Here is an 18,390-nt window from a genome sequence, read left to right as displayed (position 1 = left end):
GGCGGGGCGCAGGGCAAAGCCGTTACAGCACGTCCGTACGGCGCGTCCGCGTGCACCTCCACGCGCACCGTCCGGTGACCGCGCGGCCCGCCCCGCGCAACGTCCGCCCGCGTCACGCGTTAGTCAGGTCATGTTCAAGGTCACCCCTCTTCCTCGCGGCCCCCTGCGCCGCGCCCTCCTCACCGCCACCGCCGCAGCCTCCCTCGCCGCAGCCCCCACCGCCGCCCACGCCGACTCCGCTCCCCAGACCCGCCCCCTCACACCCCCCGCACCCCTCGCACCCCTCTCGCCCTCCGCCTCCTCCCCCTTCGCCCCCCACCTCGCCCCCACCCAACGCGCCGCCGACCACCTCACCGTCACCGTCCGAGGCACCGGCGGACGGGCTGACGGGCGGTTCGAGCTGGAGTGTCATCCGGGGGGCGGGAGTCATCCCGACGTCGCGGGGGCCTGCGGGTCGCTCGACCGGGGGGCCAGGTGGGGCGAGGACCCCTTCGCCCCCGTGTCACCCGACAGCGTCTGCACGATGATGTACGGCGGTGCCGCCACCGCCCATGTGACCGGGACCTGGGCCGGGCGTCCCGTCGACGCCGCGTTCGATCGCAGCAACGGCTGCGAGATGGCCCGGTGGGACCGGCTCGTGCCGCTGCTCCCCGATCTTCGATAGGGCATTCGACAGGCCGCCTGGGGCCCGGCGCAGCCCACCGCACGCGCTCACACCACAGTCACAGGCGCCCCGTAGCGCATAAGTGGTGTGAAGTGCACGGTCACCGGGTCTCTGTCACTTCGTCGTGCGACCTCCCTCTCATCCGGCGTCGCGAGCGCAACCACTGCCCTTAGACTCCCTCGCGTGACACGTTGCGGGCCGGTTGGCAAGATGGCGCCCGCGGTCGGCAAGGTGCGGTAACAGGGAGGAAGCGTCTCGTGAGCAGCAGGCCATCCCGAGGCGCTGCTCGCCTCGCAGCCATACTCGACGCGCTGCCCGATGCGTTGGTGCTGGTCAACGCCAATGGGACCGTCGTCAACGCCAATACGATCGCCCTCGCGGCCTTCGAGACGCCGGGCACCGCCCTCGTCGGGCGCGGGCTGCTCGATCTGCTGCCGCAGTTCGACTCCCGGCTGATCCCCGGCACCATGCGCCGCCCCGATTCGATGGACCCGAACGGGCAGACGAAGCCGACCCGGATGATCGCCCGGCGGACCGACGGGAGCGAGTTCCCGGTCGAGGTCACCAGTGCGAATCTCGAGAACGGCCAGCAGGCGTACGACAGCTACGGCTACACCAATGACGAGCTGCTCATGCTCGTCGTACGGGATCTGTCCGGCACCGTCGACACCGAGGCCGAACTCGCGCGTTCGCAACGTCAGACCGAGATGATCCTGCGCGCGGCGGCGGAGGGGGTCGTCGGGACCGACACCGAGGGGCGGGTCGTCCTCGTCAATCCGGCCGCCGCCCAGATACTCGGCTACCGCGCCAGCGACCTCGGCGGGCGCGAGCTGCACACCCTCGTCCTGCACTCGCGCGCCGACGGCGAGCCCTTCCCGTACGGCGAGTCGCCGCTCGCGGACACCCTGCGGTCCGGGCGCAAGCACCGGGTGCGCGGGCAGGTGCTGTGGTCCAAGAGCGGTGACAAGGTCTCCGTCGATCTGACGACCGCGCCCGTGCGGGACGGCGACCAGCTCGTCGGCGCGGTGATGACGTTCACCGACCGGCGTCCGTACGACTCCCTGGCCGAGGAGAAGGACGCCGCCGACAAGCTGCACGAGGAGGAGCTGGAGCGCGCCGCCGAGGAGCACGCCTCCGAACTCACCGCCCTGCGCCAGCAGCACGTCACCGAGATCGAGCGGCTGCGCGAGGAGCACGAAGAGGAACTCGCGGCGGGTGAGGACCGGTACGCGGCCCTCGGTGAGCGCGAGAAGGACCGGTACGAGGCGCTGGCCGGCCGGCAGGAGCAGCTGCTCGTGCTGCTCGGGCGTTCGCTGCGCGGACCCCTCGACGAGCTGCGCCGCGAACTCTCCGCCCTCGCCGCCGACGACGCCGGTCAGCTGTGGCCCGAGGCCAACCAGGTGCTGCACCATCTGTCGGCCGGTTACTCGCGCATCACCACATTGGTCGACAACGTCCTCTCCTACCAGCGGCTCGACACAGGCGTCGACTCCGTCAGCCGTACGAAGGTGATGCTCGACGCGGTCGTCGCCGCCGGTGTCGACGGCGCCGTCGAACTGATCGGCCCGGGGCGCGTCCAGTTCGCCGTGCACGCGCCGCCCATCGAGGCCGAGGTCGACCCGCAGCGCCTCGCGACCGCCCTCGCGCATCTCGTCGCGGACGTCGCCGGCGTCGACGCGACCGGCAACTCTCCCGCCTCCGCGGGCGGGTACATGGACAACACCGTCGTCGTCGCGGCGGCGCAGCGCGGCGAGGTCGTCCGGATCGAGGTGCGCGGGCCGTACCCCGGGGGAGACCCGGTGCACGAGCCGATCGTGCGCGGGATCGTGCGCGCGCACGGCGGAGTGCTGCAGACGCACGAGGTGCCGGGTATGAGCGGCAGTGCGTACGTCCTTGAGGTGCCCATCGGGGGTGGGGCTGGCGCGGTCGTGGCCGAGGTCGGGGTCGGGGTCGGTGCGGAACTCGCCGTCCCCGGGCAGGGCGGGGACAGCGACGGCGGCAACGGTGGTGTCAGTGGACGCCGGCGGGCCCGGCGGTCCTCCGTGGACGCCTTCCTGGAGGGCGACGGCCCGGAGGGCGCACCCGAGGGCGACGCGGAGGCCGACGCCCAACTCGGCGACCCCGCTGCCGCCGGTCTCCCGGCCGGTACCCCCGGGGTCCCCGGCAACGAGGCCGTCGCGCCCACCGGACGGCGCCGGAGGCGGGCCGCCGAGGAGGCCGCCGCCGCGTCCTCTGGTCCCGATCCCCAGGCCCAGGCCCAGCCGCAGCTCCAGCCCTCGGGCGACGGGGACGGCGGCACCGGGCGTCGGCGCGGGCGGCCCAGTCCCGTCGAGGGCGCGGGCGTGAACGAGCAGCAGGACAGCGTCTCCGAGGGCGCCGTCGTCATGGCGGGCGAGCACGGCGCGGGCACCGCCGCCGTGGGCACCGGCCTGGGCGGAACGGTGCCGCCCCAGGGCGTGCCCGGCGCTCCGGCCCGGCGCGGCGGCGAGCAGCACGCGTTGCCGCCCGCCCTGCCCGCCGCTCCCTCCGGTGCCGCCGGTACCGGAGACGCGCAGGGCGGCGCCGACGAGAGCGCGGACGGGCAGCCCACCGGGCGCCGGCGCCGGGCGCTGGCGGCTGCGGCCGAGCGCGGCGCCGCGCAGGAGGCGGGCCCCCGTCCGGTGTTCGCCCTGCCCCCGGCCGAGGCCGACCGGACGGACCAGGGTGCCCCCGGGGCGCCCGCCGGGCCGGTCGGCGACCGTTTCGACGACGGCGGCCGTCATGACGGGCTCACGCACGACCACGACGACGACCACACCCCGCCCCAGCCGCACCCGACGTCCGGCCCGACCGGCCGCCGCCGGGCCCGCCAGGCCCCGGAACAGCCGGGAGCAGTGCCTCCGGGCGGAATCCCCGGACAGGGGACGCCCGTTCCGGCCGCCGGGCAGATGGCTCCCGCGCAGGCACCGGCCGCCCAGGTCGCCGCCGTGGGCCAGCAGCAGGGCGGCGTACCGGGCCAGGGGCAGCCGATGCCCGGCCAGCAGCCCGTCCCCGGACAGCCGCTGCCCAGGCAGCCCATGCCGGGACAGGCCGTCCCCGCGGCACAGGTCGCGCAGGCCTCACAGGTCGCCCAGGCCATGCCCGGACAGGCGGTCCCGGCCCAGGGGCTTCCCGCGCAGGCGCTCCCCGGCCAGCCCGCCCTCGGCCAGCAGCCGGTCGCGCAGGCCGCCCCGGGCCAGCCCCTCCCCGCACAGCCGCTCCCCGGCCAGCCCGTCCCGGCCCAGGGCGTCCAGGGCAGGCAGGTCCAGCAGGCCCCGCAGCAGGCGGCCCAGGCCGTCGCCCAGCAGGTCCCGGCGCAGGGTACGGCGCCTCAGGCCGCCCTCGCCCAGGGCCTCGCCCCCGGTCAGGCGATCCCGGCCCAGGCCGCCGCCGGGCAGCCTCAGCCCTGGCCCCCGGCCGACGACGAGACCCCGGACGTCGGCACCGCCGTACCGCCGAACCCGAACAACCCGGCCGCCGTTCCCGCCCCCGTGGCCCAGCCCCAGCCCCAGGTGGCAGCCGCGCCGCTTCCGCCGGAGCGGGTGCTGCCCGCCGAGGCCGTCGCCGCGCCGGTCGACCCGAACTCGACCCAGGGGCGGGCGTTCAGTGTGCGGACGCTCGGGCAGGGCGTGGCGTTCAGTCGGCAGGCCGCGCAGGTGCAGGCACCGGCCCAGCAGCAGCCCGGTACGCCTCCGCACGGCACCAACGGCTCGAACGGCTCCGGTCGCCGCCGCAAGCTCGGCACCCGCCCCGAACCCGCCGCAGGCCAGCCGGAGACGACGGCACGGCAGCATCCGCAGGGCGGCAACCAGGCCGCCCCGGCCACGCCCGCGACACCTGCGGCAGCCCAGGCCGCCGCGCCCGTCCCGGCCCAGCCCTCCCTTGCCGGCCAGGCGCCCATGCCGGGTCAGCCGTCCCTCGCCGGGCAAGTGCCGTTGCCCGCGCAGCCCTCGCTCGCCGGGCAGACGCAGCTCGCCCCGGGCAATCCGAGGCTGCCCGGGTTCACCGACGGCGCCGGGCGCTCGTACGCCATAGGAGCACCGGACGAGAACGCGGCCGAGGGGCCCGAGCCGCTGGACGGACCCGGCGGTGCCGTCGAGGTCTCCGACCAGCCGCAGCCCCGGCCGATGGACGACGAGTTGCCGCCGGAGCCACTGGACAACCCGCGTCGGCTGCTGGTCTGGCCCGCGCCGGACGTCACCACGCAGCAGGCGCTCAGCGACCGTGGCTACCGGCCCGTCATCGTGCACTCGCGCGAAGAGGTCGCCGCCCAGATAGCGGCCTTCCCGGCGGCACTGTTCGTCGACCCGCTGACCGGGCCGATCACCCGCACCGCCCTCCAGTCGCTGCGCCAGGCCGCCGTGGCCGCCGAGGTCCCGGTGCTGGTCACGGCCGGGCTCGGACAGGCGACGCGCGAGGCGGCGTACGGCGCCGATCCGGCCGTACTCCTGAAGGCGCTCGCCCCGCGTGACAGTGAGCAGCATCCGCCGCGGGTGCTGCTGATCGAGGAGCACGCGGAGATCGCGCTCGCGCTGACGGCGACGCTGGAGCGGCGCGGGATGCAGGTCGCGCGGGCCGCGAGCGACGCGGACGCGGTCACGCTGGCCTCGCAGTTGCGGCCGAACCTGGTGGTCATGGACCTGCTTCAGGTACGGCGCCGCAGGGCCGGGATCGTGGACTGGCTGCGGGCGAACGGGCAGTTGAACCGCACCCCGCTGGTCGTCTACACGGCCGCCGTCGACCAGGCCGACCTGCCAAGGCTCGCCTCGGGCGAGACGGTGCTGTTCCTCGCCGAGCGGTCCACCAGCGCGGAGGTACAGGGCCGGATCGTCGATCTGCTGGCCCGGATCGGCACCAACTAGCGCCTTCGGCCCATGGAAATGGAATTGGGGCGATGTTTCACGTGAAACATCGGTTTCACGTGAAACATCGCCCCGACCCGTCTACCGGCCCAAAGGGGACGTCAGAGCTTGGTGACGTCCAGCTCGCCCTCCGCGTACTGCCTGCGGAGCACCTTCTTGTCGAACTTGCCGACGCTCGTCTTCGGCACCGACTCGATGATCGTCCAGCGCTCCGGGAGCTGCCACTTGGCGATCTTGCCCTCGCCCGCGAGGAAGGCGCGCAGCGACTCGAAGTCGGCGGTGGAGCCCTCCGACAGCACGACCGTGGCCAGCGGGCGCTCGCCCCACTTGTCGTCGGGGACGGCCACGACGGCCGCCTCCAGGACGTCCGGGTGGGCCATGAGGGCGTTCTCCAGGTCGACGGACGAGATCCACTCGCCGCCCGACTTGATGACGTCCTTGGCACGGTCGGTGAGGGTCAGGAAGCCGTCGGGGCTGATGGTGCCCACGTCGCCCGTCTTGAGCCAGCCGTCCTCGCTGAACTTGTCGGCGGGGCGCAGGATCTCACCGTCGGGGCCGTTGTAGTAGGAGCCCGCGATCCACGGGCCGCGCACCTCCAGCTCACCGGCGGACTCGCCGTCCCAGGGGAGCCGTTCGCCGCCGGGGCCGCTCAGCCGGGCCTCGACGCTGGTCGGGAAGCGGCCCTGGGTGAGGCGGTACGCGAACTCCTGGTCCGTACCCACCGCGCGGGCCGGGGGCCGGGCGATCGTGCCGAGCGGGGAGGTCTCCGTCATGCCCCAGGCGTGGCAGACGCGCATGCCCAGCTTGTCGAAGGCGGCCATCAGGGCGGGCGGGCAGGCCGAGCCGCCGATGGTGACCTGGGTGAGGGAGGAGACGTCCCGGGGCTTCGCGGTCAGCTCCGCGAGGAGGCCCTGCCAGATGGTGGGGACGGCGGCAGCGTGCGTCGGCCGGACCTTCTCGATCATCTCGGCGAGCGGCCCGGGCTGCAGGAACCGGTCCGGCATCAGCATGTTGACGCCGGTCATCAGGGTCGCGTGGGGCAAACCCCAAGCGTTTACATGAAATTGGGGCACTACGGCCAGGGACGTGTCCTGGTCGGTCAGGCCCATGGACTGGGCCATGTTGACCTGCATGGAGTGCAGATAGATGGAGCGGTGGCTGTAGACCACGCCCTTGGGGTCGCCCGTCGTCCCGGAGGTGTAACACATGGCCGCGGCCGTGCGTTCGTCCAGCTCGGGCCAGTCGTAGCTGGTCGGCTTCCCGGCGACGAGGTCCTCGTACTCGTGCACCTGGGCGTGCGAACCGGCGAGCGCGGAACGGTCGCCCGGGCCGGAGACCACGACGTGCTCGACCGTCTTGAGGTGCGGGAGCAGCGGGGCCAGCAGCGGCAGCAGGGAGCCGTTGGCAATGACCACCTTGTCGGCGGCGTGGTTGACGATCCAGGCCAGCTGCTCGGGCGGCAGCCGAAGATTGAGGGTGTGGAGCACCGCGCCCATGGAAGGGATCGCGAAGTAGGCCTCGACGTGCTCGGCGTTGTTCCACATGAGCGTGGCGACCCGCTCGTCGCCGGTGATGCCCAGGTCGTCGTGCAGGGCGTGTGCGAGCTGTGCCGACCGGGCCCCGATCTCGGCGTAGGAGCGGCGCTGCGGTTCGGGCTCGCCGGTCCAGGTGATGACCTGTGAGTCGCCGTGGATCGTCGACCCATGGGCCAGGATCCTTGAGATCAGCAGCGGTACGTCCTGCATGGTGCTCAGCACGGCGTCCTCCCGGGGCTTCATTGCCTACTCGGTGGTAAAGGTTGTGCTGATTCTGCTCACATACCGAGCGGTACGTCACTAGGGGAGAGTGATCGATCAGATCACGTCGTGCCTCGGGAACTATCGGCGGTCACCAGAGGTTCCCGTGCGGGAACCGGCGTACGACAGCTAGCGGGCGAGCACCAGTTCAGGGTCCTCGCGCAGCTTGCCCAGCGCGCGTGAGACGGCCGACTTGACCGTGCCCACCGACACCCCGAGCACCTCGGCGGTCTGGACCTCGCTCAGGTCCTCGTAGTACCGCAGGACCACCATCGCCCGCTGCCGCGCGGGCAGCTTCATGATCGCGCGCCACATCGCGTCGTGCAGCACCTGGTGCTCGGCCGGGTCGCCGACCGGCGCCCCCTCGGGCTCCGGCAGCTCGTCGCAGACGAACTCGTCGACCTTCCGCTTCCGCCACTGCGACGTCCGCGTGTTGAGCAGCGCGCGGCGGACATAGCCGTCGAGCGCCCGGTGGTCCTCGATCCGCTCCCACGCGACGTACGTCTTGGTGAGCGCGGTCTGCAGGAGGTCCTCGGCGTCGCTCGGGTTCGCGGTGAGCGACCGGGCGGTGCGCAGCAGCACCGGGCGGCGGGCCTTCACGTACGACGAGAACGACGGGTACGAGGTGTAGGACGGGGTGAACGGTGAGGTGTACGACGCGAACGCCAGGGTCTGCGTCGCCGGCGTAGCCGCGTTCGAAGCGCTGGTGCAGACGGGTGTGGTCATGGCTCTACGCTAGGTTCGACCCCTACTCGGGCGGATCGGCCGCAGGTCCCGAAGGCTCGTCCGCCTCAGGTTGTAGGAGGGGGGCCGGCTCCACCTCCTGAAGGTGGAGGCATGGTACGGGGCTATGAGGGTTCGACCCTGAGGTGTCGTACGGCGGTAGTACGGAGCCTGGTCCTCCGGTAGTAGTGACAGCCGTGGGCGAGGTGGCCGGCGCACCGGGTGCGCTCATCGGGCGGCCTCCAGGACCAGCCCCGAGGTCGGCACCCCCGTACCCGCCGTGACCAGCGCTCTTTCCGCGCCCGGCACCTGGTTGACGGAGGTCCCGCGCAGCTGCCGTACCGCCTCCGCGATGCCGTTCATACCGTGCAGGTACGCCTCCCCGAGTTGTCCCCCATGTGTATTGAGGGGCAGCCCCCCGGATGCGACGAGATCGGCCGCCTCGCCCGGGCCGCAGAAGCCGAACTCCTCCAGCTGCATCAGCACGAACGGCGTGAAGTGGTCGTAGATGATGCCGACGTCCATGTCACCCGGACCCACCCCTGCCGTCCGCCACAACTGCCGGGCCACCACGCCCATCTCGGGGAGCCCGGTGAGGTCGTCGCGGTAGAAGCTGGTCATCTGCTCCTGGGCGCGTCCGGCGCCCTGGGCAGCCGCGGCGACGACGACCGCCGGGTGCCGCAGCTCGCGCGCGCGTTCGACGGAGGTGACGACGAGCGCCTGGCCGCCGTCCGTCTCCTGGCAGCAGTCCAGCAGCCGCAGCGGCTCGGCGATCCAGCGCGAGGCCGCGTGGTCGGCGAGGGTGATGGGCCGGCCGTGGAACCAGGCGGCCGGATTGGTCGCCGCGTACTTCCGCCCGCTCACCGCGACCTGCCCGAACGCGTCCGCCGTCAACCCGTACGCGTAGAGGTACCGCTGCGCGGCCATCGCCACCCAGGAGGCGGGCGTGAGCAGCCCGAACGGCAGCGACCAGCCGAGCGCCACCCCCTCCGCCGACGGCTCCCGCCGCTGCACCCCCGACCCGAACCGCCGCCCGGACCGCTCGTTGAAAGCGCGGTAGCAGACGACGACCTCGGCGATCCCGGCCGCGACGGCGAGCGCGGCCTGCTGGACGGTCGCGCAGGCGGCGCCCCCGCCGTAGTGGACGCGGGAGAAGAAGGACAGCTCCCCGATCCCGGCGGCCTGCGCGACGGTGATCTCCGGGCTGGTGTCCATCGTGAACGTGACCATGCCGTCCACGTCGGCGGGCGTCAGCCCGGCGTCGTCGAGCGCGGCCCGCACCGCCTCCACGGCCAGCCGCAGCTCGCTGCGCCCCGAGTCCTTGGAGAACTCGGTGGCCCCGATGCCCACGACGGCCGTACGTCCGCCGAGGTCGTCGCGCGTGTGCAGGCTCACGGGGTGCCTCCCCTAGGGGGTACGGAGACGGTCACCGTGCCGGAGACGTGCCGGCCGATCGCGTTCGCCCCGAGCACGCGTACGACGACGGTGTCGCCGCCGTCCACGTCTGCGACGACCTCCTCGATCCGACCGGTCAGCACCATGGTGTCGCCGGGGTGGTTGGGGGCGCCGAGGCGGATGGCGACCTTGCGCAGGACGGCGGCGGGCCCGAGGCAGTCGGTGATGTACCGCCCCACCAGGCCGTTCGTGGTGAGGATGTTCATGAAGATGTCCGGCGACCCCTTCGCCCGCGCCAGCTCGGCGTCGTGGTGCACGTCCTGGAAGTCACGGGAGGCGATGGCCCCGGCGACGATCAGCGTGCGCGTGATCTCGATCTCCAGCGGCGGCAGTTCGTCCCCAGCCCTCATTCCCCCACCCCACCCGGCAGATCGCCCCGGAAGACCGGCAACTCCGGCTGCCCGTCCTCGTACCGCACGAACTCCAGCCGCACCGGCATCCCGATCCGCACCTTGTCGTACGGCACCCCGATCACGTTGCTGATGATCCGCACGCCCTCGGCCAGCTCGATCAGCCCGACCGCGTAGGGCGGGTCGAAGGCGGGGAAGGGCGGGTGGTGCAGGACGACGTACGAGAAGACGGTGCCGTCGCCGGACGCCTCGACGGTGTCCCATTCGCCGTCGCCGCAGGAGTTGCAGCCGGGCAGCCAGGGGAAGCGGAGGGTGCGGCAGCCGAGGCAGCGCTGGATGAGCAGCCGACGGAGCTCCACGCCCTCCCAGAAACCGGCGTTGTCGCGGTTGACGACGGGACGGGGGCGGGTGGCGGCAGCGGGCGCGGGGGTGGCCTTGGGGGCGCGTGCGGGGGCGTACTTGAGGATCCGGAACCGATGGGTGCCCACCGGCTCACCGTCCACTCGTACATCCATCCGGGTCGTGACGAAGTACCCGGTGCCGAGCTTGGTGGTCTTGGGCCCGACGACGGACTCGACGACCGAATCGAACACGACCCGGTCGCCCGGGCGCAGGGGCCGCAGATACTCCTGCTCGCAGTCGGTGGCGACGACCGAGGTGCAGCCCGCGCCGTCGAGCAGGGCGAGCAACTCCTCGTACGCCTCCGAGCGGCCCGGATGTCCGGAGAGGCCGCCCATGGTCCACACCTGGAGCATGGTGGCCGGCGCGACGGCGTCCGGTCCGGTGTACGCCGGACCGCTGTCGCCCAGCGCCTCGCACCAGTGCCTGATCATCGGCTCGTTGACGGGATCCTTGCCGACACCGCCGACGACGGCGGGGCGCCCCTCGAACGCGGCGAGCCGCTCGGCGAGTTGGTGACCGGGCGGGTTGCCGGGCGGGTGGCTGGGTGAGTGACTGGGTGGGAGGCTCACGGTTTCTGACTGTCCGTCAGATACGGGAGGGTGTCAAGGGACGGGCAGGGCACGGGCAAGTGACGGACCCCGCACCCGACATGGAACACGTCTGCGCGGCGACACGGAACCCGTGCCGCCGCGCAGACGTGTTACCACCCCATGAAGCGCTCCCCACAAGGGAGTTCAGGACCGCCGGGGACCCACACCCCGTCGGCCCGAGGGCCTACCAGAGGTTGGTGAAGTTGACGACGGCGTTGGACTGGTGGATGGCCGTGAAGGCGGAGCCGTTCACCTGTGCCGTGTTGTTCTGGTTCGAGGCGCCGGAGCCGACCGCCTGCTGCTGCGAGGTGGACGAGTTGCCGTTGTTGTTGCCGCCCACGCCGCTGCCGATGATGTTGGCGACGGCCGAGTTCGATCCGTCGTCCGCGAAGGCGCCGTTGTCCGCCGTGGCGACGCCGCTGAAGAGCGCGACGGCGAGGGGCAGGGCGGAGACGGCGGCGATGACGCGGGCGGTACGGATGCTTGCCATGTCTGTTCCTCCAGAACATGTACGCCCCGGCTCCAGTGCCGGACCGTACGAAGTACGTGTGGTGCGTGCTGCGTGATGCGTGAACTTCCGCTGTTCCCAAGGCAGTTGGCCGTCCGCCCCGGTCCTTCTCGCCGCCGTGCACTGCGTCGCGAGATCAGGATTGCCCACCGGATCCCCGGCGAACCACCCCGGAACCATTTATTCCCCCTGAAGCGTGATGACAAGTCGATAAACCCTCTTCACATCACCAAAGCCCCAGGTCAGCCTATTAGTTCCGTTTCACGCCAAGCGGCGGTGGGTGACACCCAAGGGACACAAGGGGCGAAGCGTTCCCGCACATTTCCGGCCATTCGCCTGATCCGACCCCTGTGAACCGACGCACCCTTCCCTTTTTCGAACACACGTACGAACATGGAGGTATGGCCACCACCGACCGGCAGGCCACGACCCTGGCCCTCGCCCACGCCCTGTCAGCCGCCGAGCGCGGCCTGGCCGTGATCCCGCTGTCCCGGACCAAACTCCCGGCCCTGCGCTCCCCGCACCGCGACGAGCCGCTCCCGTCCCCCTGCCACGGCGAATGCGGAAACGCGGGCCACGGCGTGTACGACGCCACGACCAACCCGTCCCGTATCCGCGAACTCTTCGCCGCCGCCCCCTGGGCCACCGGCTACGGCATCGCCTGCGGCCTGCCCCCGCACCACCTCATCGGCATCGACCTGGACACCAAGTCGGGCACGGACTCCTCGGCGGCCCTGCGCGAACTGGCCCTGCGCCACCTGTTCACGATCCCCGAGACGGTCGTCGTCCTGACCCCCTCCGGAGGCCGCCACCTCTGGCTGTCGGGCCCGCCGGACGCGGTGGTCCCCAACTCGGCGAGCAGACTGGCCCCCGGCATCGACATCAGAGGAGCCGGCGGCTACCTGGTGGGCCCCGGCTCCCGCACGGACCACGGCGTCTACGGCACGGCTCCCGGCACCGCCCACCTGACCCCGGCCCCCTGCCCCGAGTCCCTCCTCCGCCTGCTCGTCCCCCCACCTCGCCCCCACCGCTCCGCCACCGCGTCCCCCGCCCCGCCCGAACACGGCCAGGGCCTGGTCCAGTTCGTCCTGGCGGCCCACGAGGGCCAACGCAACACCCGCCTGTTCTGGGCGGCCTGCCGGGCGTACGAGAACGGGCTGGGCGACGTCCTGGTGGAGCCGCTGGTGGATGCGGCCGTCCAGACGGGGCTGACGGAGCGGGAGGCGCGGGCGACGGTGGCCTCGGCGGGGCGGATGACGGGGTGGCGGGGGTGAGGTGAGCAGGCGCGGGGCAGCGAAAAGGGGTGCCTCTCTCGGAGAGGCACCCCTACCGCTGCCGACCGGACGAAGAAGCTGTCACGCCCTCATCGCGAACGGTCGCGCAGTACGCGCCGGATGGACCCGATGACCTCGTCGATGCCGCTCGACTGCAGCCTGGCCCGCTTTGTGCTGTCGTCCTCGTCGGAGATGCCGACCGTGACGCCCATGGACTGGCCGTTCGACACGCTGACCTCCAGCCGACGCCGCTGGACCTTGCTGAAGTGGACCGAGTCGTCGTCGGGCGTACGGGTGTTCAGCTGCTCCAGGGAGATGTTGGAGGGAGCGGGTGTGGTCTTGGTCGAGACGGCGACCACGTGGTTGTACTGGTACTCCTCCGTGTCCTCCTTGGACAGCCCGCCCGACAGGAAGTCCAGCGAGCAGTGGAAGAGGGCGAGGTGGTGCAGGGTGGGGCAGACGACCAGGACCTCGTACTCCTGGAACCGCCACACGCCGTCGTCGCCGATTCCGAACCCGCTGAGATTCGGCCCGTACAGCACCAGCGGCCTTTTCTCCGGGCGTTCGGACGGGCTCGTACCGAGCAGGGCCGCGACCGGGTCCCAGGACTGGGCGCCGATCTCCAGATGGTCCGGGGTGATGCCGAGGCGCTGCATGGCACGCTCCTCGATGACCTTCAGGTCCTGTGCGAGCAGCCGGTCCATCTCCCGGTCGGACGGCTTCGGTTCGGCCTTCTCGTAGGCGTCCCGGTACTCCTTCTTCTTGGCGCCGCCCTTGATCGCGGAATAGATGCCGCCCGCCATCATCACAATTCCGATGAACGCGTTGCTGTTCAGGGCGATCAGCCCGACCAGCACGGCGATACCGCCGACCGCGAGCAGAGCTGTGGCGATCTGGTCGAGGCTCTGCTTGGGAGTGGGGTGGAAGTACTTCTCGACTTTCCGCTTCCGCTCGGTCGCTTCGGTCTCCGCCATGGTCAGGGTCATGAGGTGGTTCCTCCTGCACGTTCGTTCAGTGCTTGCCAGACACGGCTCTGCGGTGCGGGTACATGCCGCCGGATGAGGTCCGCGTGCAACCGGTCGACCTGCCGCGCACTCAGCCGCAGTTCGACCGGGACTTCCGACGACGCCATCCACGCGTTGGTGCGGTCCTCTTCGACCAGGGCCACGAGAAAGCGGGCGTACGGCTCGGACAGCGGGCTCAACAGGCTGATGACGGAGGTGAGTTCGGGTCCGCTGCACAGACTCGGACGCCGCCCCCGGAGAGTGGCCAGGGCCAGCAGGAAACGGGCGTGCGCGGCGGCCGAGGGGTCGGGCACGACGAGGCCGACGCATTTCGTCAGCTGCGCGACCGCGGAATCGTAGAACCCCTGATGCAGCGACGTTTCTCCGAGCCGAAGGAATTCCTCCGCGCTTTCGATCGGGGTGGGGTCCCGGTAGGAGATGTTGATCGTGTCCGCGTTGTTGATGGTGCGGGCTTCCTGCCGACCGACGTTATAGACGGAACGGTGATTCGGGTTCTGGTTCGGGTTCTGGTTCGTATCTCTGTTGCCGCCCATCGATCCTCTTCACTTTCACTGGGTGAAGGAGCTGATGACGGTGGCGATGGCGGCGACGATCGAGCCGGCCCGGAGAGCCAGGGCGACCACACGGGCCCGCTCCAGCGCCCCGACGGCCGCCTCACGCTCCGGCAGTGCGGAACGGGCGCTCTCCACCTCGGCACGCAGCTCCGTCCACTCGTCGGCCGCGGAGCGCTCGGTGTCGATCTGGCCGAGCAGGGCGTCGAGGCGGGCGGTGGCGGCGTTCGCCTGCTGGGGGCCGATGAAGAGGTTGTCGCCCTGGTTGATGATCTCGGCGGTCTGTTTCTGAATGTTGAACTCAGCCATGTGTCCCCCTGTCAAATCCCACTGGTCACTCGACTCTATAGCGGGCTATGAACACACAACAGACACAAATTAATAATGATCACATTCGATCATTATGTGCAGAGTTTTCACGGGATAAATTCGAACTGATATCGATAATTCGCACTCCTGAACGAAAAGGGGTGCCCCTCGACGAGGAGCACCCCTTCAACCGCTGCGGTGGGTGTGGGATTTGAACCCACGGTCACATCGCTGCGACGACGGTTTTCAAGACCGTTCCCTTAGGCCGCTCGGGCAACCCACCAGTGCGCGGGACAAGAGTAACGTCAGCTGTCGCCCACCCGTGAGCCCAGGGTGAGTTCGACCGTCTTGGACTTGCCGTCCCGTTCGTAGGTGATCTGGACCTTGTCGCCCGGCTTGTGCGTCCAGATCTCGCCGATCAGGGTCGGGCCGCTGTCGATCACGTGGTCGTCGAGCTTCGTGATGACGTCGCCGGGCTTCAGGCCCGCCGCAGCCGCCGGGCCGCCGGACTCGACGGGGTCGGTGGTGTCCGCGGTCTTCTGGCTGATCTGGGCGCCGCCCGTGCCCTCCGTGAGGGCCACCGAGGCGCCGATCTTCGCGTAGACCGGCTTGCCGGTCTTGATCAGCTGCTGCGCGACGTACTTCGCCTGGTTGATCGGGATGGCGAAGCCCAGGCCGATCGAGCCGGACTGGCCGGTGCCCAGGCCGCCGCTGCTGGAGGACTGGATCGCCGAGTTGATGCCGATCACGTTGCCCGCGGCGTCGAGCAGCGGGCCGCCCGAGTTGCCCGGGTTGATCGACGCGTCGGTCTGCAGGGCGCTCATGTACGAGGCCTTGCTGCTCGCGCTGCCGTCGCTGGAGGCCACCGGGCGGTTCTTGGCGCTGATGATGCCCGTGGTCACCGTGTTGGAGAGGCCGAAGGGGGCGCCGATCGCGATCGTCGAGTCGCCGACGGCCACCTTGTCGGAGTCGCCCAGGGTGAGCGGCTGCAGGTTCGAGGGGGCGTTCTTGAGCTTGATGACCGCCACGTCGTAGCCCTGCGCGTGCCCGACCACCTCGGCGTCGTACTTCTTGCCGTCGGGGAAGGTCGCCGTCAGCTTGCCGCCGTCGACCGCGTCCGCGACGACGTGGTTGTTGGTGACGATGTGCCCCTGCGTGTCGAAGACGAAGCCCGTGCCGGTGCCGCCCTCGCCGCTGGAGCTCTCCGCCTCGATGGTGACCGTGCTCGGCAGCGCCTTGGCGGCCACGCCCGCGACCGTGCCCGCGTCGCGCTTGAGGTCGCCGCCGGTCTGCTGGGCCGCGGAGACCGTCGTCGACGTGGTGCTGTCGTCGTTGTCCTTGGCCAGCGTGTAGCCGAGGCCGCCGCCCGCGCCGCCGGCGACCAGCGCGGCCACCAGCACCGCGGCGATCAGGCCGCCGCGCCCGGACTTGGGCTTCGGGGGCTGCTGGTCGTACGTGGCGCCCCAGGGCGCACCCGCACCCGTGTCGCCGCCACCGCCGCCGCTCGCGCCGTCCATGTACGACGGCACCGCCGGCGGCGGGGGAGGCGGCCACGCGGCTGCCTCGGGGCCCAGACCGGCGCCCTGAGGCGCGTCGGGCGCGCTCGCGGACGCGTACGCCGGTACCTGGCCCGCGTACGCCGGAGCGGCCTCCGGTGCGCCCGGGGCGCTCGGCGGCACCGGCGGGAGCTGGGTGGTCGGTGCCTCGGGCGCGGTGGCCTGCGGGGAGGCAGCAGGAGATTCCACCGGCACAGGAGGTGCGGACGGGGCCGGGGGTACCGCAGTGCCCTCGTTCTCGGTGCTCACAGCTCTTTCTCCTCGATCCACGGCTGTCCTTCTCGGTCGCACTCGGTCACGCCCGATCAATCCGATCCACCCGATCCATACGTGCGGGTGCCCGTTGACACGGGTACGCGGTCGGTACGTGATTCAGCTGTGCGTGTCCTTTTGTATGCCGTCAGCTTTTCCCACAGGCCGTCAGGGCACCATAAGCGGTGCCTGTGCGTCCGGGAGCACCCTTTATATCTGACAAGTCACACAACAGTGAGGATCTGTTACGCGCACCGGGGGACCACGACGTCACACCCGCCCTCCGACGGTGACACCATGACGCGGTGACCCACGCACGACAGCACCCGATCCAGGTCGTCGCCCACCGCGGAGCCTCCGAAGAGGCCCCCGAGCACACACTGGCCGCCTACAAGAAGGCCATCGAGGCCGGCGCCGACGCCCTGGAGTGCGATGTACGGCTGACCGCGGACGGCCATCTGGTCTGTGTCCACGACCGCCGCGTCAACCGTACGTCGAACGGCCGCGGCGCGGTCTCCGCCCTGGAACTGGCCGACCTCGCCGCCCTGGACTTCGGTTCCTGGAAGAACCGCGACGAGGCGCCCGACTGGGAGCACCGCCCGGAGGACCGCGAGGACACCTCCGTACTCACCCTGGAACGGCTGCTCTCCCTGGTCGCCGACGCCGGGCGGCGGGTGGAGCTGGCCATCGAGACCAAGCACCCCACTCGCTGGGCGGGCCAGGTCGAGGAGCGGCTGCTGTTCCTGCTCAAGCGGTTCGGTCTGGACTCCCCCGAGTCCGCGGCCGATTCGCGGGTACGGGTGATGAGTTTCTCGGCGCGCTCGCTGCACCGCGTCCGGGCCGCCTCGCCGACGCTGCCGACGGTCTATCTGAACCAGTTCCTCTCGCCCCGGCTGCGCGACGGACGGCTGCCGGCCGGGGTCCGGATCGCGGGCCCCTCGATCCGGATCGTGCGAAGTCACCCGGCGTACATCGAGCGGCTGAAACGCGCCGGTCACCAGGTGCACGTCTGGACGGTGAACGAGCCCGAGGACGTCAGTCTCTGCGTCGACCTGGGCATCGACGCCATCATCACCAACCGCCCGGGCGCGGTGCTGCGGCAACTGGGCCGCTGACCAGGAGCGCTCCCACGGCTGCGGCGCATCCCCGGCCGCGCGCCCGCTCTTACCCGACTCCGACCCCGGTTCCTGCCAGAGGTCTTGACCTGTGGTCCCGAGTGAGGAAGCCTCCACCTTCGGCCATACCGGCGAAATCCGGCCATCCGGTTACAGGGAGTGCACCGGCGCGTTCGATCCGTACTCGATCGGCGCGAGTGCGTCACCGAAGGCGGAAGGGGCGGTTTCCGGTACAGGCCAAAGGGGCATTCACACCGTGGCGTGGGGCAAAGGAGGTCTCGGGGGTGGCGTTTGTGGTGGCACAGGAGGTGCCCACGTCGTCGAGCATGGCCGTTCCCCATGGCCCTGCGGGCGTGGGGAAAGCAAGACACCGGATGCGCGATCAGCTGCGTACGGGCGGTGTGGCGGAATCGGTCATCGACGACGCTGTGTTGATCCTGTCCGAACTCTTGAGCAACGCGTGCAAACACGGTCGGCCACTGGGTGAGGCCCTGGCCGGGGACGGCGACGTCCGGGCCGCGTGGCGCGTGGACTCCGGCGGCAGACTCGTCGTCGAGGTGACGGACGGCGGCGGCCCGACCCGCCCGGTTCCGGCGACCCCGTCGGTCACCGCGCACGGCGGACGCGGGCTGAACATCATCACGGCGCTGGCCAACGACTGGGGTGTCCGGGACGACACCCGCGGCGAGGTCACCGTGTGGGTCGTCGTCAACGACGACGTCCACGACCCGGACGCGGGCCACCGGCGTACCGACTTCGCCACCCGGGTCACGGCCCGCTCGATGTCCGCGATACCCGACCTGGACTTCGCGGACGCCTTCGACGACATGGACTGACATCGGCCGACACCGACCGACAGAACCTGGCGGCTCCGGTGACCGCCGTTGTCCACAGGGTCCCATCGGCTCTCGTACGAGCGGCTAGGCTCGCGCCAGTACGA

The 18,390-nt window shown here is 71.3% G+C and carries 15 protein-coding genes and 1 tRNA gene; 5 read left to right on the top strand and 11 right to left on the bottom strand.

Annotation, left to right across the window (positions count from 1 at the left end):
* Positions 1-130 precede the first annotated feature (130 nt).
* Positions 131-664, top strand: coding sequence for an SSI family serine proteinase inhibitor (locus CW359_RS14420; RefSeq protein WP_105970326.1), 534 nt, complete (start codon positions 131-133; stop codon positions 662-664).
* 257 nt (positions 665-921) lie between these two features.
* Entirely contained in the window at positions 922-5,544 is a 4,623-nt protein-coding gene (locus CW359_RS14415) for a response regulator (protein ID WP_105970325.1), read from the top strand.
* Between the two features lie 101 nt (positions 5,545-5,645).
* On the opposite strand, the gene CW359_RS14410 is transcribed toward CW359_RS14415, so the two are convergent.
* From CW359_RS14410 to CW359_RS14385, 6 genes are all read right to left on the bottom strand, one after another.
* Positions 5,646-7,322 (bottom strand): long-chain fatty acid--CoA ligase, encoded by a 1,677-nt coding sequence (locus tag CW359_RS14410; RefSeq protein WP_105970324.1) that lies wholly within the window; start codon positions 7,320-7,322, stop codon positions 5,646-5,648.
* Between the two features lie 147 nt (positions 7,323-7,469).
* Positions 7,470-8,066 (bottom strand): SigE family RNA polymerase sigma factor, encoded by a 597-nt coding sequence (locus CW359_RS14405; protein ID WP_105970323.1) that lies wholly within the window; start codon positions 8,064-8,066, stop codon positions 7,470-7,472.
* A 225-nt stretch (positions 8,067-8,291) separates the two neighbouring features.
* On the bottom strand, positions 8,292-9,458 hold the full coding sequence (locus CW359_RS14400; RefSeq protein WP_105970322.1) for a lipid-transfer protein: 1,167 nt from the start codon (positions 9,456-9,458) through the stop codon (positions 8,292-8,294).
* Entirely contained in the window at positions 9,455-9,868 is a 414-nt protein-coding gene (locus tag CW359_RS14395; protein ID WP_105970321.1) for a MaoC family dehydratase, read from the bottom strand. The genes CW359_RS14400 and CW359_RS14395 overlap by 4 nt, the downstream gene beginning before the upstream one ends.
* Positions 9,865-10,839 (bottom strand): bifunctional MaoC family dehydratase N-terminal/OB-fold nucleic acid binding domain-containing protein, encoded by a 975-nt coding sequence (locus CW359_RS14390; RefSeq protein ID WP_105970320.1) that lies wholly within the window; start codon positions 10,837-10,839, stop codon positions 9,865-9,867. Before CW359_RS14390 ends, CW359_RS14395 begins: the two co-directional genes overlap by 4 nt.
* 205 nt (positions 10,840-11,044) lie before the next feature.
* Positions 11,045-11,350, bottom strand: coding sequence for a hypothetical protein (locus CW359_RS14385; protein ID WP_105970319.1), 306 nt, complete (start codon positions 11,348-11,350; stop codon positions 11,045-11,047).
* Between the two features lie 419 nt (positions 11,351-11,769).
* Here CW359_RS14385 and CW359_RS14380 point away from each other — a divergent pair, with 419 nt between their 5' ends.
* Positions 11,770-12,642 carry a bifunctional DNA primase/polymerase gene (locus CW359_RS14380; protein WP_105970318.1) on the top strand — a complete coding sequence of 291 codons (873 nt, stop codon included), beginning with the start codon at positions 11,770-11,772 and terminating at the stop codon, positions 12,640-12,642.
* Positions 12,643-12,731: 89 nt separating this feature from the next.
* Here CW359_RS14380 and CW359_RS14375 read toward each other — a convergent pair whose 3' ends face one another.
* The 5 genes from CW359_RS14375 to CW359_RS14355 form a co-directional block, all read right to left on the bottom strand.
* Complete coding sequence (locus CW359_RS14375; RefSeq protein ID WP_105970317.1) at positions 12,732-13,628, bottom strand: hypothetical protein; 897 nt, start codon at positions 13,626-13,628, stop codon at positions 12,732-12,734.
* Complete coding sequence (locus CW359_RS14370) at positions 13,625-14,200, bottom strand: hypothetical protein (RefSeq protein ID WP_105970316.1); 576 nt, start codon at positions 14,198-14,200, stop codon at positions 13,625-13,627. The genes CW359_RS14375 and CW359_RS14370 overlap by 4 nt, the downstream gene beginning before the upstream one ends.
* 15 nt (positions 14,201-14,215) lie before the next feature.
* Entirely contained in the window at positions 14,216-14,527 is a 312-nt protein-coding gene (locus CW359_RS14365) for a hypothetical protein (RefSeq protein ID WP_105970315.1), read from the bottom strand.
* Positions 14,528-14,723: 196 nt separating this feature from the next.
* Positions 14,724-14,810 (bottom strand) — tRNA-Ser (locus tag CW359_RS14360).
* Between the two features lie 22 nt (positions 14,811-14,832).
* A complete protein-coding gene (locus CW359_RS14355; RefSeq protein ID WP_105970314.1) occupies positions 14,833-16,332 on the bottom strand; it encodes a S1C family serine protease in 1,500 nt (499 codons plus the stop codon).
* Positions 16,333-16,640: 308 nt separating this feature from the next.
* Here CW359_RS14355 and CW359_RS14345 point away from each other — a divergent pair, with 308 nt between their 5' ends.
* Both CW359_RS14345 and CW359_RS14340 read left to right on the top strand, forming a co-directional pair.
* On the top strand, positions 16,641-17,450 hold the full coding sequence (locus tag CW359_RS14345; RefSeq protein ID WP_105970313.1) for a glycerophosphodiester phosphodiesterase: 810 nt from the start codon (positions 16,641-16,643) through the stop codon (positions 17,448-17,450).
* Positions 17,451-17,647: 197 nt separating this feature from the next.
* Complete coding sequence (locus CW359_RS14340; RefSeq protein ID WP_105970312.1) at positions 17,648-18,286, top strand: ATP-binding protein; 639 nt, start codon at positions 17,648-17,650, stop codon at positions 18,284-18,286.
* The last annotated feature ends 104 nt before the right edge of the window (positions 18,287-18,390 follow it).

Source organism: Streptomyces geranii, from assembly GCF_002954775.1.
GTDB lineage: Bacteria > Actinomycetota > Actinomycetes > Streptomycetales > Streptomycetaceae > Streptomyces > Streptomyces geranii.
This window is presented reverse-complemented; position numbering and strand designations above follow the sequence as displayed.